12 protein-coding genes, 1 pseudogene and 1 CRISPR repeat array are annotated in these 16,542 nt (G+C 36.9%); of the genes and pseudogenes, 2 read left to right on the forward strand and 11 right to left on the reverse strand.

Going from position 1 to position 16,542, the window contains the following annotated elements; all coding sequences use genetic code 11:
• A partial coding sequence (locus ADM90_RS14855) for an IS110 family RNA-guided transposase (RefSeq protein WP_053995745.1) occupies positions 1-1,036 on the forward strand: 1,036 nt, incomplete at its 5' end.
• 170 nt (positions 1,037-1,206) lie between these two features.
• Here the strand turns inward: ADM90_RS14855 and ADM90_RS25150 are convergent.
• The 10 genes and pseudogenes from ADM90_RS25150 to hisC form a co-directional block, all read right to left on the reverse strand.
• Positions 1,207-1,392, reverse strand: a complete 186-nt coding sequence (locus ADM90_RS25150) for a hypothetical protein (protein WP_053995746.1) — start codon at positions 1,390-1,392, stop codon at positions 1,207-1,209.
• A pseudogene (locus tag ADM90_RS25155) lies at positions 1,392-2,024 on the reverse strand (ATP-binding cassette domain-containing protein). Before ADM90_RS25155 ends, ADM90_RS25150 begins: the two are co-directional and overlap by 1 nt.
• Entirely contained in the window at positions 1,981-2,220 is a 240-nt protein-coding gene (locus ADM90_RS24545) for a hypothetical protein (RefSeq protein WP_161804082.1), read from the reverse strand. The pseudogene ADM90_RS25155 and the gene ADM90_RS24545 overlap by 44 nt, the downstream one beginning before the upstream one ends.
• Positions 2,221-2,341: 121 nt before the next feature.
• On the reverse strand, positions 2,342-2,683 hold the full coding sequence (locus ADM90_RS14875; protein WP_053995749.1) for an ABC transporter ATP-binding protein: 342 nt from the start codon (positions 2,681-2,683) through the stop codon (positions 2,342-2,344).
• Positions 2,684-2,999: 316 nt separating this feature from the next.
• The gene (locus tag ADM90_RS14880) at positions 3,000-3,953 is read right to left on the reverse strand and encodes a helix-turn-helix domain-containing protein (RefSeq protein WP_053995750.1); all 954 of its coding nucleotides are present in this window, start codon (positions 3,951-3,953) and stop codon (positions 3,000-3,002) included.
• A gap of 177 nt (positions 3,954-4,130) precedes the next feature.
• Complete coding sequence (locus tag ADM90_RS14885) at positions 4,131-4,475, reverse strand: hypothetical protein (protein ID WP_053995751.1); 345 nt, start codon at positions 4,473-4,475, stop codon at positions 4,131-4,133.
• On the reverse strand, positions 4,468-4,800 hold the full coding sequence (locus tag ADM90_RS14890; protein WP_053995752.1) for a YolD-like family protein: 333 nt from the start codon (positions 4,798-4,800) through the stop codon (positions 4,468-4,470). The genes ADM90_RS14885 and ADM90_RS14890 overlap by 8 nt, the downstream gene beginning before the upstream one ends.
• A 14-nt stretch (positions 4,801-4,814) precedes the next feature.
• Positions 4,815-6,074 (reverse strand): Y-family DNA polymerase, encoded by a 1,260-nt coding sequence (locus ADM90_RS14895; protein ID WP_053995753.1) that lies wholly within the window; start codon positions 6,072-6,074, stop codon positions 4,815-4,817.
• The gene (locus ADM90_RS14900) at positions 6,071-6,292 is read right to left on the reverse strand and encodes a transcriptional regulator (RefSeq protein ID WP_053995754.1); all 222 of its coding nucleotides are present in this window, start codon (positions 6,290-6,292) and stop codon (positions 6,071-6,073) included. Before ADM90_RS14900 ends, ADM90_RS14895 begins: the two co-directional genes overlap by 4 nt.
• Before the next feature lie 455 nt (positions 6,293-6,747).
• Positions 6,748-7,839, reverse strand: coding sequence for a histidinol-phosphate transaminase (gene hisC / locus ADM90_RS14905; protein WP_053995755.1), 1,092 nt, complete (start codon positions 7,837-7,839; stop codon positions 6,748-6,750).
• Positions 7,840-8,346: 507 nt separating this feature from the next.
• Between hisC and ADM90_RS14910 the strand changes: the two genes are divergently transcribed.
• Positions 8,347-8,823: a DUF3231 family protein gene (locus ADM90_RS14910; RefSeq protein WP_053995756.1), complete on the forward strand. Its 477-nt coding sequence runs from the start codon at positions 8,347-8,349 to the stop codon at positions 8,821-8,823.
• Positions 8,824-8,865: 42 nt separating this feature from the next.
• On the opposite strand, the gene ADM90_RS14915 is transcribed toward ADM90_RS14910, so the two are convergent.
• Positions 8,866-11,475 (reverse strand): cation-translocating P-type ATPase, encoded by a 2,610-nt coding sequence (locus tag ADM90_RS14915; RefSeq protein WP_053995757.1) that lies wholly within the window; start codon positions 11,473-11,475, stop codon positions 8,866-8,868.
• A 404-nt stretch (positions 11,476-11,879) separates the two neighbouring features.
• A CRISPR array of direct repeats spans positions 11,880-16,485; the repeat unit is 33 nt; unit sequence ATTTCAATCCACTCTCTTCATACAAAGAGAGAC.
• Positions 16,486-16,542 lie beyond the last annotated feature (57 nt).

The following is a 16,542-nucleotide window of genomic DNA, read 5'->3' on the forward strand; positions in this document are numbered from 1 at the left end:
TAGTTGGCACCTTGCCCATTACTTAAAAGCACAATGTAAAAAAGTCTTACCCCATCTTCAAACAGCGATTTATATGCTCAACGCGCGTAAAGTAGCTCGCTTTAAAAAGGGCTACGATACATTACCGAAGAACGACAAAGTAGACGCCTGGGTTATTGCGGATCATCTACGCTTTGGACGATTGCCACATGAAATGCAAGAAACCTTAATTTACGATGCCCTGCGTCGTTTAACACGTACGCGCTTCCATTTAGTTCATGAAATTGCGCGTAATAAAACATACATGTTAAATCAACTGTACTTAAAATTTAGCGGCTTACGCCAAGATAATCCGTTCTCTGATACATTCGGTGCGACAAGCATCGCCGTCATTGAAGAACTGGACCCTGGTATCATCGCTGAAATGCCTTTGGAGGAGCTGGTCGAGTTCCTACAAGAAAAAGGTAAAAACCGTTTTGCGGAGCCTGAGGAGATGGCGAAATATCTCAAGCAGCTCGCTCGTAATTCGTACCGTTTAGATAAAATAATGGCCGATCCGGTTAATCTTTCTTTATCCGTGATTTTAAGCACCATTCAACACATGGAAACCCAAGTAAAGCGGTTAGATAAGGAAATCGAACGCATGATGAAAGGTATTCCACAAACATTAACTTCGGTAAAAGGCATCGGTCCCGTGTACGCAGCGGGTTTAATCGCAGAGATTGGGGATATTCATCGTTTTGATGATCACCACGCTTTAGCGAAATACGCAGGTTTCGTATGGACACAGTATCAGTCAGGCGAGTATGAAGCCGAGGATACCAGCCGTATGCGAACCGGCAATAAGTATTTACGCTATTATCTTGTACAAGCTTCAGACGCCATACGAAAACATGACACCGAATATAAAGCCTTTTATCAAAAGAAATATCAAGAAGTAACCAAGCATCAACACAAACGCGCTCTCGTCTTAACCGCTAGAAAACTTGTACGGCTCGTGCATTCGCTACTACGCACGAAACAGCTGTACACGCCCAAAGAAGAAAGGAGAGAATAACGAACACTTTCTCGCTTTTCTTTAGTTAATTTGCAACTTCCATTTTTTAACTTTTTAAGTTGGAAAACGTGAGGTTTATTTGAGTGCGCCTTAAAGTGGCGATGAATAAGCTTTCGCACTTAGGAATTTCCAATTTTGATGTTTTTTATGGTTGACATTTCACCACTGGGCTAAATTGTCCAAGCTTCAATTTCCTTACGACAGTCCATTAACTTTTTATACGTTCCGATTTCATTGATTAATTCCTGATGTGTACCCTTTTGAACAAGCTTTCCATTGGCTAATACTAGAATTTGGTCTGCATGTTCAATTGTTTTTAAACGATGGGCAATCACAATTAATGTTTTTCCAGCCACTAATTCATTAATAGCTGCTTGAATGAGATGTTCATTTTCTGATCCATGCTGGCTGTTGCCTTATCTAAAATAACAATTGGTGCATCCTTCACAATAGAACGAGCAATGGAAATTCGCTGCTTTTCACCTCCTGATAATATAGCTCCTGCTTCTCCGACCTGCGTATGATAGCCATAATAAAGCTCTGACATTGCGCTTTTCGAGCCGCTTCATATACCTTCCTCATCTGTTGCGTCTGGCTTCCCAAAACGAATATTATTGATGATTGTGTCATTAAATAAATAGACGTTTTGAAACACAATACTAATATGACTTAATAGCGAATCTGTGGTCATCTCCTTAATTGGTTGCTGTCCAATGAAGATGCCTCCTTGCTGCACATCATAAAATCGTGCTATTAAGTGACAGATCGTTGATTTACCAGATCCTGATGGTCCAACAAAAGCTATAAATTGCCCTTCTGGAATCGCTAAATGAATGTTCTTTAATACAACTGGCGCATCCTGACTATATTGAAAAGATACATTTTTTAATTCAATAGCTAGTGATTCTGACAGTGAGACGGATTGCGTGACATTCAGTAATTCTTCAAGTATTAAAAATTGCTGAACAATATCTACAGCGTATCGGATTTTTTACATTATTTGTAAATGTTGCAAGCGGCTCTATAATATCTATTGAAAGGAGAAGACATAAAATATACTCGGTTGGTGTAAGCTCACCTGTTGTATATAAATACAAGCCTAACGGTAAGGTTCCGATTAATAATGACGGCAAAATAGCGAAAATCAAGCTTAATGTTTTAACCAAGCTATTAAACCAATTCATCGTATACTCCCTAAAATTTACTACAGCTAGTTCAAACTTCGTATAGAAATGACTGGTTTGATTGAATGTTTTGATAACCTCTAATCCTTCTGAGTATTCTACTCGCACACTATTTACATAATTATTGGCCTCCATAATAAGGACCATAATTTTTATTCAAAGATTTTAGAGCAACTAGAAATGGTAGCAATGCAAATGGCAAGGTAATGAGTGAGATCATCGCCATTCTCCAATCAATCATAAATAAGTAAACAAAAATAGTGAAAGGCGATAAAGGTAATTCAATCGTTTCAACCTGATCAATGACTAAATTTTTTAATTTACCAATACACTCATTTACTATCTTGCCTAAAGGTAGCTTTGTCATTTTTGAAGTTAAACGTAAGCAAATGTTTTCTAAAACTGTATAGGCTGCATCATGAACAACCGTCATTGCAAAGCCAAAAAGAATATGTTTCGCCACAAAGCCTGCTATACTGACAGTGGCCCCAAAATAAAATAAGTTGAATTGTCACTGTTTCATGAAAGAAACAATCTAGGATGTTAAAAACCCCAAAGTAAGGGATAATGCCAGCAAACATACTAACAATTCCAAGCCCTATTGCTGTAATTACTTAGGGACGATTATTTTCTGTAAACTGCCATGTATACACTAGCCAGTTTCCGTTCATTTGAATGTCCTCCTCAAAAAAAATACAACTGATAATCATTATCAATTGTATTAAAAATTAACATATTCAATTTTTATCTTCTACTCTATTCGGATACTTTTAATCCATTTAGTGCTTAAGCTGTTTTCGATAGTTTAATGGTGTCATTCCTTTTTCTCGCTTAAAAATTTCTGAAAACTTACTAGGGTTTTTATAGCCCACCTTTTCCGCAATCGTTAAAATAGCATCATCTGTTGTAGCAAGCAATCGACTTGCCTGATATACGCGACATTTTTGTATATACGCTGTAATCGACATTCCATACGTTAGCTTAAAATTTTTCTTTAAAGAGGATTCCTTGCATTGAAATACTTTACATAAATCATTTAATGTTAATGATGAATCATAGTGACTGACAATATAATGTGCTACTTGCTTCATCGTTTCATAATTTTTATTCTCTATATAATCAGATATAATGCTATACTTTTCCAACGGTAATGAGGAAATTATGTACAACGCTTCTAATATTTTGATTTTTAAATAGGAAAAATCATATTTTAATGGGCTATCCATTAAATCTTGAAATAAATGACGAATAGGCGTTGAACCACAATCCATCACACAAAATTTAGTGCTTGCAATATTTTCCACCACTTTTTGTAAATCAATTTGATGCGTAACCAAAGCCGCCATTGTGCTTCTCCCTAAGTTGTTAAGATCTACAGTTAAAGTGATTCCTTTAAAAAAATTCGAGGGGATATGAAAATCTTCAAACGTTTCATCTAACAATGTCACAAGAATTTCATGGGGATTTAAAAAAATTCTCTTCCCTTTTTTCGAATCACATTCTATACGGCCCTCATAGCAATAGTTAATGGAGAGTAGCGGGGAATGTGTAAAACGTTGTTCATCAAAATCTTGTGCTTCAAAATCGTTAAATGTGATAGATATCCCATCAAATACCTCGATAAAATGCATACTTCCCTTTCTATTTTCACCCACCATCTCAAAAAAAATAGATTCTTTTTCTTTTTGAGATGGCTTAAACGAATTTATTTTATGAAATGTCTCAAATTTCATTGTTACCTCTCCAATCTCAATATAGTCCCCTCTAAAGAATTAATACCACAAAAGTCTATAAAGGCAATTAAGCAGAAATAATTCTTGAGTAAAGAGGGATAAAGACTCGATAAACAAGTATTTATTTTCCCTCTATTTGTAGGTATTTACAGGCTCAATCTACAAATAAAACAAGCACTAGGAATTGTGTAAATAATGATGAATTAACTCCTCTACTTGCGTTTTTAATGCCTGATTAGCATAGCGTAGCACTTCATCGCTGCCTGCAGTAGCAATCTGCACCTCGCTAAAATAGTCATCTATCCGATGCCAACCTACTAAGCGAATTTTTTGTTTAGCAAGCTGACCCTTGACATCGAAATAATCTTTGTGTAACTGCTTTAATAATCTATCTATAGAGGGTAAAAAAATGCGCTTCATTTTAAAATGCTCTGCCACTATGGTATCGTGTCTCAATGATCTTACTGCTAAATCCAGTAGTAAATACTGATGCAATAAACGCTGCTGCTCTCGATTAAGCATCTCCATCGCCTTCTATATACGCCGCATCAATATAACTGAGTGGAATCGACTTTGTGACAGTGTCTGTTACTAGTAGCAGTTCCTTATCATTGATCGCTTGGATGATGCCGCTCCATTGCCTATAGCGACCATACTCCCAAACCGTTAACAGAATGTAGTGATGCTGCGTTAAAGCACGTGTTATCGTTTGCTGTAATTCTTCCAGCTCCCACTCCGCACGTTCACGTTGTGGCTCCATCAAGCGCTCCTGTCGCCATATTTTCAATAGCATTTGATGTTCTGGTAGCATCATTGCTGTCCATTTTACCATGCCTCTATCTTTCATACTTTGTTCACTCCTTATGCTAAATGCCCACCAACTAAACGATTGCGTGCTACTGCTGTACCTGCCTTTGTGTAGGATGCTGCTCGTAATATAGCTGTAGCCCCATGCTTGCTACGAATCGCATCCATTACATGACCAACTGCCCGCCGTTGTTCCTTCCGTTCATCCAATAAATCTAGCTGCATACTGCATTCGGGTTCCATGTTTGTCAATCTTACAGATAATTGACGTATAGGCTCCCCGATAAAATATTGATCAAGCAAAGCCAAGCAGGCTTTATACATCACCATCGTTTCATTTGTAGGTTCCTCAATGGTGAGCGAGCGATGAAAGCCTTTTGTTTGCGTATGATGGCAGTAGGAAAGCCCTAGACTAATCGTACACCCAACATACCCAGCTTCCCTTGTACGACGCATCACATCCTCACACATTTCCAGTAGTACAACAGCAATAGCTTTACGGGTATAATAGCCCTTTCCTAGTGTTTGACCTTTGCTAAAGCTTAATGCAGCATCTGTTGCAAATGATTCCTCTAATATAGAAAAATCAAGTCCCCAGGCATGATTATAATATTGGCTACCCATCACACCAAAGCGTTTTTCTAATACAGATCGATCTGCATGAGCTAATTCACCAACTGTTTGAATACCCATTGTGTTTAAATGTGTCTCCACCTGCTTGCCAATCCCCCACATCTTAGATAATGGCTTTACTGGCCAAAGCTTAGTTGGCACATCTGCATAGGTCCATTTCGCAAAGCCTGATTGTTTTGCTTCTAAATCTAATGCTAATTTAGCCATTAGCATATTCGGGCCCATCCCAATCATAGCTGGAATGCGAAATTGTTCATAAATGGCCTCCCGTATCATTATTGCGACATGCTCAGGTGAGCCCCAAAGCTGCTTGGTTCCTGTAATATCAACAAAGCTTTCATCCACACTATACACATAGATCGCCTCAGGAGGAACAAACTGGGCAATTAAGCGTGTAATCGCCATCGACATTTCCAAAAAAAAGGTCATTTTTGGTTCAAATAACTTAATAGCTGGATGCCTTGGAATTTCATAGCGCCTATTACCTGTTTGAATATGAAATTTTTCTTTCATTATTGGTGAAGCAGCTAGCACAATACTGCCTGGGTGTTCCAGATTCCCAATAATGGCAATGGGCTCTTTTAATACATCCAATCCCTCTAGCATAGCGATACAGCTTGCATAGAAACACTTCATATCAATACATAAAATATCTTTATGGGGAAAATCTTTCGTATTCATATAATCCCTGACTCTCGCTGTAAAATAGGAAGAACTGCCAAAACATTATGAATTTTAAATGTACGCTTCGCAGACCGTGTAAAGCAAAAGGCCGTAAAAGAATCTCCTGTTATTTTGGTAATTTTTACACGCCTTTTCGTAATAATCCCTGATTGAGCAAGATACATAATATTCACTATTTGATGACGCTGCATCGCTTTTATTAATGCTTCTCTCATCTCGATGACTCCTTTCCACTTCCATATTTAAGAACAAACGTTTGTACACCTATTATACGAACATACGATCTAAAATAGAAGTGGTAATTTTTAGCTATTTTTAAGGAGTTCAGGCTCTTTACCTTAGCTAGCGTTGACTTCCATTCTGTCAAGGTAAATTTTCTAAGAGCATCTGTCCTTACGGTAAAATGATGTTTGTCACTGCTCTTAGCATTTGTTTATGTTAAACAAGGGGCATTAAAAAAGTAGAGCTCCGCTATAGACATTCATATAAATATGTCTTTTATAGATGCCACATTAACGTTGCTCCAATCAATAACGCCTTTTAAAATGAATATAGGTTTTATTATAAAATAATCCAGACAATAAGGTACTAAATAAAAGAATAAGCCGTATATTCGATTGAAAAAATCGTCATATACGGCTTATTTTTATCATTCAAACTTACGATTGTCTCAGACACTAGACTCAAATGACATTCCTTTTTCACGCACTAATTTATGTAAATTAATCAATAATATATCTATTTCTTTTTCCGTGCCTATACTTATTCTTAATTTATCTGCCAATCTTGGTTGATCGAAATATCTAATAAATATATTTGGCTCAGCCAAATAATCGTAAATAGCTTTTGCCTCTAAGCCATTGTTCGGTTTACATAATAAAAAGTTTGCATTTTGACCATAAATATCAAAGCCTAAATTAACCAATTCATGTCCTAATCTTGTTCTGGTGCTTTTCACTTTTTCGAGATTATGATTAAAATACGCTCTATCCTTTAGCCCTTCTTCTGCTAGTAATTGTGTAATCGTATTAATGTTATAGGAGTCTTTAATTTTATCAAGAATGGATATGATATCTTTGGAGGCAAAGCAGTAACCAAGCCTTATACCACACAATGAATAAGATTTAGAGAGAGTTCGAAGCACAATCAGATTAGGATACGTTTTTATTAGCTGTAAGCAAGATGAATTTTCGTCTGCAAAGTCTATATATGCTTCATCTAAAATGACCAGTCCTTTAAATTGATTTAGTATAAATTTTATTTTTTCCACAGACAATAAGATACCAGTAGGTGCATTGGGATTTACAATAACTATACCTGCTGCTTTTTTTGAACTACTCAATATTTTATCAACATCAATTGAAAAATCTTCTTCAGTATCAATACATATAGTATTTACATCGTGAATTTTAGCAACTGTTTCATATAGCGTATAAGTAGGATACGGTATTATTACTGAGCTATTTTCCTCAAAAAAACCCCTAAATAGTAAAGAAATGATTTCATCTGATCCATTCCCACAAAAAATATTTTCTACATCAATATCATAAATGTTTGCAATGCATTCTCGAAGTGAATCACTTTTCGCATTAGGATAGAACCTTAATTGATCAAAATTAAAATCCTTAAAATAATCCTTAATTTTAGGAGATGGTGGATATGGATTTTCATTTGAATTTAATTTGATAAGGTCATTGTTCCAGGTAGGTTGAAACCCTGATACATAGCCTTCTAAAGTTTGCAAATGTTTTCTTTCAAGCATATGTTGTTCCCCGCCTATAAAATAATTTTAAAATTCAGATTAAGTGTAATCCCCATTATTCTAAATATTTTAAACCTTCTATACATTCATACATTATTTTATATAGAATTAATTGTCAATTATTATTTCAAAAGGAATATTTATAAAAGTAAGAGGAGAAGCTTTTGTCTGATCATTTATTTTTTAGTTACCCTCAAATGAATGAGGAGGCTTTTACTGTCTGGCTGTTCCAGCTTCCTAATAATTACGAGATGTTTGTATAAAAGCACTCATATCACCTCAGACTCTGATTAAGTGCTATATATTCATGTAAATTATTTGATAGCGTTGCATTGCTTTTATGAACTATGCTCTCATCTCGATAACTTCTCCCTATAAATAGAACTAAAGGTCGTAAATAGAGGCAGTAATTTTTATAAAATCCACCATTTTATGAAAATTATGAATAGAATTTTATGGAATGTCCCATCCTACTTGTAAATTAACAAAGGATGAGGAAGTGTTACAATGCTAAAAGAAAATCTAGCATCATTACCATTTCAGGAGATTTTTAAGCTTTGGTCACAACTTAGTGTGAATCATGGCTATATCGCTTCAAGCCATGCTTTTTTTCAGCATACGCGCGATAAAAATTTAAAGATGGTAATTTTAGAATTTATACAATGCTTAAAAGAGGACAATAAACAGCTCACATTATTATTGCAGGACAGTGGTGTGCTTGCCCCCACCGCATCGCTGACAGCTAGTAAAATCAAGCTAACGGATATTCGGGGTAAAACAATCATTCATGATAGTGATATTAGTGCTATTTTATCCATGAATATTGCCGCTTCTGTGATTGCTGTCAGCCAAGCTTTGGAAATGGCCACTAAGAAGAAGCACCTTACCAAATATTGTGAGCTTCATATGCGCTATGCACTTCTGGGAGCGAAGCTAATTGAGCTAAGCCAAAAGAAGGGCTGGCTATTAGCACCCACACAATAAAAAGAAGCGTCCGTTTTCAAGAACGGACGCTTCCTTTTTAAGTTATGATCGACTTCTGACAAACAATAGCTTGTACCACTGATTTACTAGGAAAGGTAACACTGATAGGCTATAAATCAAGGCGAGCTGTGCTGTTGTTAATGGGGCAACCTCAAAGACTGTTGTGAGCATTGGCATTAATAAAACCGCATGTAAGCTTAACACACCGATTAAAAAGGCAAGCCAGGTATATTTATTGGAAAATACACCAATGGCAAATATAGATTCTTTAGACCGGGAATTAAAGCCATGCACTAATCTCGATAAACATAAGGTTGTAAAGGCCATTGTACTTGCGGTTAATGTGTCCCCTGTCGATAAGCCAATTTGAAAAGCAATAATGGTTGAAATGGCAATTAAAATCCCTTCAAGCACCACCTGTGTTGTAAATGCTTTGTTTAATAAAGGTGTATGAATATTTCGAGGCTTGTCCTTCATCGTTTTCTTATTATTTGGCTCTAAGCCGATTGCAATGGCTGGTAGACTATCCGTTAATAAGTTGATGAATAATAGATGGACAGGTGCAAAAGGCACAGGTAAGCCTAACACCGTTGCATATAACACGACAAAGATAGCACCTGCATTGCCAGATAATAAGAACAGAATAGCATTTTTAATATTTGTATAAATACTACGGCCATTGGCGATTGCCTTGACAATCGTTGAAAAGTTATCGTCTATTAAAATCATGGAGGAGGCATCCTTTGCAACCTCTGTGCCTGTTACACCCATTGCCACACCAATATCTGCCTGCTTCAGGGCAGGTCCATCATTGACGCCATCGCCTGTCATTGCCACAACATGTCCCTTATCCTGCCATGCTTTAACAATGCGAATTTTTTGTGCAGGTGTGACACGAGCATAGACCGTATAATCCTGTACTTTCTCTTGCAGCTCTCGATCTGTTAAAGCCTCAAGTGCATGTCCTTCAATCGCTTCTGCTGGGTCTTGTAAAATACCAATTTGTTGTGCGATAGCTGTTGCTGTAATTTTATGATCTCCTGTAATCATCACTGGCTTAATGCCTGCATCGATGCAGCTTGCAACTGCCGCTTTGGATTCTTTTCTTGGCGGGTCCATCATCGCGATTAAGCCAATAAAAATTAAATCCCGTTCAGCACTATTATTGATGATTTGCTGCGGAGCTACCTCTTTGTAGGCAATAGCTAGCACTCTTAAGCCATTTCTTGAAAAATCACGATTCACTGCCTCAATTTTTTGGCGATGCTGTGCTGTCATTTCAAAAATGCCTGTTGATGTTTTCATTTTTGTTACTTTAGACAAAAGGACATCTAGTGCACCCTTCGTAATCATAATGGATTGCTTGTCCATCTGATTCACTGTACTCATCAGCTTTCTTTCAGAGTCAAAAGGAACTTCAGCCTGTCTAGGATACTGCGCTCGTATCTGTATTTCATCCAAACCGTATTGTTTCCCTAATTTCACAAGGGCAATTTCCGTAGGGTCACCGATTTCTTTCTGATCACGCTCAACAGCATCACTACATAACAGTGCCTTTACCATCAGCTCTTTTTCCACTGTATTCGTTGGATTTAACCAATCATATGGAATCTTTTTTTGATCCACAAAAACCTCTTGTACCACCATTTTATTTTCCGTCAATGTCCCTGTTTTATCGGAGCAAATAACAGAAACACTGCCTAAGCTTTCAACCGCATAGAGCTTGCGAATAATGGCATTTTCCTTAGCCATTTTCTGTGTGCCAAACGCTAGCACAATCGTTACAATGGAACTTAAAGCCTCTGGAATCGCAGCAACGGCTAACGATACGGCAAACATAAAAGATTCAACTAAGGCTCGTCCTCGAAAAAGATCAATTGTAAAAATGGCTAAACAGATTAATGTAATCCCTAATGCTAATTTTTCACCAAATTGATCAAGATTCATTTGTAAGGGCGTTTTCTTTTCCTTGGCTGTATCAAGTAAATGAGCAATTTTTCCAATTTCTGTTTGCATACCAATAGCCGTTACCAGTACAAGTCCACGCCCATTGGTGACAAAGCTTCCTGAATACACCATATTTTTCTTATCTGCAATTGTTATATTGCTGTGATGGATAGGCTCTGTACTTTTTGCCACAGCAATCGATTCACCTGTTAATGAGCTTTCATTAATATGCAAATTATGGCTTTCAATCAATCTACCATCGGCATTGATATAATCGCCAGCCTCTAGCACCAGTAAATCCCCTACGACAATTTCTTCAGAGGGAAGCTCGATTAGCTGATTGTTGCGCATGACCTTGGCGATAGGTGAAGTCAAAGCTTTTAGATTGTCTAAAGATTGCTCTGCCTTGACATGTTGCACCGTGCCTAAGATCGCATTTAAAATCACAACAATCATAATCACAATGGTGCTTTCTACTTCTCCTAATAGAAAGGAGACAAAGGCAGCGACAAGTAAAATAATGACCAATAAATCTTTAAATTGGCCTATAAAAACAGCCCATGTACTTGTTTTTTTCCCTTCCTCTAACACATTATAGCCATAGATCTGTTGTCTTCGTTGAGCGTCATCATCATTTAAGCCTTGCGTGGTGACATTCAATATCTTCATGACTTCCGTAGCTGATTGTTGATGATATTCAGTCATTTGATTCTCCTTCCATTTCACAAGATATAAAGGTCTCCTTCTAGTTCCTAGCACTCATATTTGGTCTTCCATCTCTAGCTTCTTAAGTTGATGAATTCATGCACTACAACAATCTATTCCAGCGTGAATCAGAGTATGCTAAGAAACGATAGAGAAATTCGTTTTTGGAGAAATTCGACAATAGATTTAGGGCGACAACGAAAAAAGGCATTGGGAATCTTTATCCCAATACCTGATCGGTGGCGGCTTTCATCTATTACAAAAATCTAAGAACAGGCCTCCCCTTATCCTAAAGGAGAGCTTTCGGACCAAATACAACCAACAAGCTGACGCATGGTTATGATCCTCTCTTCATGTATAAAGAGAGATAATTCCACTAAGCCATAAAGACCAAGTACAATCATATTTCAACCCACTCTCTTCATACAAAGAGAGACTATAACCTCTTTTACTTTTTGAACAATGTCCTGTATTTCAATCCACTCTCTTCATACAAAGAGAGACACAATCGAAATTAAGACGCCGATTTATCTCAGTGATTTCAATCCACTCTCTTCATACAAAGAGAGACTTTATATCAGGGTACACATCCTGATAACATCGAAATTTCAATCCACTCTCTTCATACAAAGAGAGACAATCTCAAGGTCAAGTACAACAAAGTGTTACGCCAATTTCAATCCACTCTCTTCATACAAAGAGAGACGGTTTGTCACAATTTAAATTTTCCTGTTTTATCAAATTTCAATCCACTCTCTTCATACAAAGAGAGACGGTTTGTCACAATTTAAATTTTCCTGTTTTATCAAATTTCAATCCACTCTCTTCATACAAAGAGAGACTAATTAAACTTCATTCTCACTCACTTCCTTTCTTATTTCAATCCACTCTCTTCATACAAAGAGAGACTGCTAGAGGACAGTGACGGTTACAAAAAAATAATATTTCAATCCACTCTCTTCATACAAAGAGAGACATGTACCGTTTAACGTCCCACGGGATACTAAACGGATTTCAATCCACTCTCTTCATACAAAGAGAGACAATAAGCACCCTCAACACCCTTTTCCCATAAAGATTTCAATCCACTCTCTTCATACAAAGAGAGACGAACTTTTGTTCGGTGTCTTGTTTGGTGCTTCATGGATTTCAATCCACTCTCTTCATACAAAGAGAGACAGTACCAGATGTAAACTCAGCAAACGTAATCCTATTTCAATCCACTCTCTTCATACAAAGAGAGACATAGTCGTACTTATTACCTTGTGATTTCCATTCTTATTTCAATCCACTCTCTTCATACAAAGAGAGACGGCTACAACAATGCTTCTTGGTACAGACCAACATGATTTCAATCCACTCTCTTCATACAAAGAGAGACTATCTTCTATGAACTGTGCCATTTTACTAGCTTGATTTCAATCCACTCTCTTCATACAAAGAGAGACCGAAACCATCTAGTTTTAAGTGCGTACCTTGTGCTATTTCAATCCACTCTCTTCATACAAAGAGAGACTTGTTTCATCACACGTTTAAAATGATCGTTATAATTTCAATCCACTCTCTTCATACAAAGAGAGACTAGATCCTCATTCATAATGTTGCTCCTCCCAATATATTTCAATCCACTCTCTTCATACAAAGAGAGACGTGAAGCACCAGCATGAGCCAATGCCCCTTGGTTTTATTTCAATCCACTCTCTTCATACAAAGAGAGACCCATTCACTTTTACATAAAGTTTACCTGCTGAGTACATTTCAATCCACTCTCTTCATACAAAGAGAGACTTTGATGACACTAACGCTCAATACGAAACTAATATTTCAATCCACTCTCTTCATACAAAGAGAGACAATAAGTCAATAGGGATATTTCGTTTGTATTCATTTCAATCCACTCTCTTCATACAAAGAGAGACATCTATTTCATCTGTTTCAGCACTTCGACAAGCTATTTCAATCCACTCTCTTCATACAAAGAGAGACATTCGTTCACCGTCCCACCTCCTCATTATTATTTTATTTCAATCCACTCTCTTCATACAAAGAGAGACTCTGGCTTATCCATACCTCGGAAGATAATCTTAATTTCAATCCACTCTCTTCATACAAAGAGAGACCATGGCGTACCAACGAACCATCTGCCAACTTATGTAATTTCAATCCACTCTCTTCATACAAAGAGAGACAATGATTGCTTTGGATTGGGGAGATGACGAATGATTTCAATCCACTCTCTTCATACAAAGAGAGACGGTGGGGGTCTATTAAACAGAGGAGCTAAACAGCATTTCAATCCACTCTCTTCATACAAAGAGAGACGCTTTGGATTGGGGAGATGACGAATGAAATTTGTTATTTCAATCCACTCTCTTCATACAAAGAGAGACAGCAATTTTCCAAAGAGAATCACCTTTTACAAGGATTTCAATCCACTCTCTTCATACAAAGAGAGACAGCTACTTGCAAGGGAAGTCCTCCGCGATCTGTATTTCAATCCACTCTCTTCATACAAAGAGAGACAGAGGAGATTTATTAAAAGGAGGAAATACATAATATTTCAATCCACTCTCTTCATACAAAGAGAGACGATAAGACGATGACAGTTATTGTTCCTTCAGTTATTTCAATCCACTCTCTTCAGACAAAGAGAGACAGAGGAGATTTATTAAAAGGAGGAAATACATAATATTTCAATCCACGCTCTTCATACAAAGAGAGAGACGATAAGACGATGACAGTTATTGTTCCTTCAGTTATTTCAATCCACTCTCTTCAGACAAAGAGAGACAGAGGAGATTTATTAAAAGGAGGAAATACATAATATTTCAATCCACTCTCTTCATACAAAGAGAGACGATAAGACGATGACAGTTATTGTTCCTTCAGTTATTTCAATCCACTCTCTTCATACAAAGAGAGACCATAATCAAAAAATCTTTCGTATTAAAAATTAAGCATTTCAATCCACTCTCTTCATACAAAGAGAGACTGATAGCCTTCAGTAGCCAACACGCCATCAGAAAATTTCAATCCACTCTCTTCATACAAAGAGAGACATGGTGCTGGGATGACATTTGATTAAAGTTTGGAGCATTTCAATCCACTCTCTTCATACAAAGAGAGACTAACACATGTAAATCGCACAGGCTATACAAGGGAAATTTCAATCCACTCTCTTCATACAAAGAGAGACAATTCCGTACAGATGTTTTAGGAGATCAATTAGATATTTCAATCCACTCTCTTCATACAAAGAGAGACAATTTCATTCCGCTTGGTATCATCATCAATCAAAATTTCAATCCACTCTCTTCATACAAAGAGAGACCGAAGTGGCTTTAAAGTTACAACAATACCTTGGAATTTCAATCCACTCTCTTCATACAAAGAGAGACCGAAGTGGCTTTAAAGTTACAACAATACCTTGGAATTTCAATCCACTCTCTTCATACAAAGAGAGACACGTAAAGATTTGGGTGTGTTGGCACGCACGTATATTTCAATCCACTCTCTTCATACAAAGAGAGACAACGAACTCTAAAACATCTGTGATATTTCCTACATTTCAATCCACTCTCTTCATACAAAGAGAGACGATACACAATGATTCGCTATCATTACACAGATACAATTTCAATCCACTCTCTTCATACAAAGAGAGACAAATCATTATCTGTGGAGGACAAGCCGCATAGAATTTCAATCCACTCTCTTCATACAAAGAGAGACCAATGGCTGGACTCCTATTTACCTGCATGACAATATTTCAATCCACTCTCTTCATACAAAGAGAGACCTCCTGCAAAAGATGATCTATTGCAATGTTCCAATATTTCAATCCACTCTCTTCATACAAAGAGAGACCTTATATCGAAATTCAATGATGTTTGAAGCATTTATTTCAATCCACTCTCTTCATACAAAGAGAGACAATACTGCGTTATAATGATCCTCAAGGTACGTATATTTCAATCCACTCTCTTCATACAAAGAGAGACGTTTTTACATGGCCCATATCGTTAGCTTATATAAATTTCAATCCACTCTCTTCATACAAAGAGAGACCGCTTATTGTAAAAAATTAACTTTTAAAATGAGATTTCAATCCACTCTCTTCATACAAAGAGAGACGTGGAAACCCACCACTCTATCAATATTCTTTGAGATTTCAATCCACTCTCTTCATACAAAGAGAGACAATACTGCATTATAATGATCCTCAAGGTACGTATATTTCAATCCACTCTCTTCATACAAAGAGAGACGTTTTTACATGGCCCATATCGTTAGCTTATATAAATTTCAATCCACTCTCTTCATACAAAGAGAGACGCGTATACACATCTCTTGTTAATTCTTCATTCATGAATTTCAATCCACTCTCTTCATACAAAGAGAGACCAACATCTGCTGTCCAAACAAATTCATAACCAATTATTTCAATCCACTCTCTTCATACAAAGAGAGACGAGAGCTACACAAGGCTCATCTGCAAATATTGAAATTTCAATCCACTCTCTTCATACAAAGAGAGACATTGATGTTCCTATTCTCCGTGATATTTTTGGATTATTTCAATCCACTCTCTTCATACAAAGAGAGACAAATAGGGTGTTTTTATTTCTTCAAATAAGGAGTATTTCAATCCACTCTCTTCATACAAAGAGAGACCATCAAAAGCGCCTCGATTAATAATTGAACATGTAATTTCAATCCACTCTCTTCATACAAAGAGAGACCGCTTATTGTAAAAAATTAACTTTTAAAATGAGATTTCAATCCACTCTCTTCATACAAAGAGAGACGTGGAAACCCACCACTCTATCAATATTCTTTGAGATTTCAATCCACTCTCTTCATACAAAGAGAGACCGGCAACGTCCAATCCCATACGACCGATGTCGCTAATTTCAATCCACTCTCTTCATACAAAGAGAGACGTCAATAGTATACCAGCGCCACAGCCATTAAAGCATTTCAATCCACTCTCTTCATACAAAGAGAGACTTGGTAATTTTGATAAAAAATAATGCAAAAACTATTTCAATCCACTCTCTTCATACA

Source organism: Lysinibacillus macroides (genome assembly GCF_001281525.1).
In the GTDB taxonomy this organism is placed as follows: Bacteria; Bacillota; Bacilli; order Bacillales_A; family Planococcaceae; genus Lysinibacillus; species Lysinibacillus macroides.

What these genes read in the sequence shown, in the direction of transcription:
- ADM90_RS14890 (WP_053995752.1), bottom strand. Translation starts at nt 4,800, where the DNA reads ATGAAAGATAGAGGCATGGTAAAATGGACAGCAATGATGCTACCAGAA.
- ADM90_RS14895 (WP_053995753.1), bottom strand. Translation starts at nt 6,074, where the DNA reads ATGAATACGAAAGATTTTCCCCATAAAGATATTTTATGTATTGATATG.
- ADM90_RS14880 (WP_053995750.1), bottom strand. Translation starts at nt 3,953, where the DNA reads ATGAAATTTGAGACATTTCATAAAATAAATTCGTTTAAGCCATCTCAA.
- ADM90_RS14915 (WP_053995757.1), bottom strand. Translation starts at nt 11,475, where the DNA reads ATGACTGAATATCATCAACAATCAGCTACGGAAGTCATGAAGATATTG.
- ADM90_RS14910 (WP_053995756.1), top strand. Translation starts at nt 8,347, where the DNA reads ATGCTAAAAGAAAATCTAGCATCATTACCATTTCAGGAGATTTTTAAG.
- ADM90_RS14900 (WP_053995754.1), bottom strand. Translation starts at nt 6,292, where the DNA reads ATGAGAGAAGCATTAATAAAAGCGATGCAGCGTCATCAAATAGTGAAT.
- ADM90_RS14885 (WP_053995751.1), bottom strand. Translation starts at nt 4,475, where the DNA reads ATGCTTAATCGAGAGCAGCAGCGTTTATTGCATCAGTATTTACTACTG.
- ADM90_RS24545 (WP_161804082.1), bottom strand. Translation starts at nt 2,220, where the DNA reads ATGAATTGGTTTAATAGCTTGGTTAAAACATTAAGCTTGATTTTCGCT.
- hisC (WP_053995755.1), bottom strand. Translation starts at nt 7,839, where the DNA reads ATGCTTGAAAGAAAACATTTGCAAACTTTAGAAGGCTATGTATCAGGG.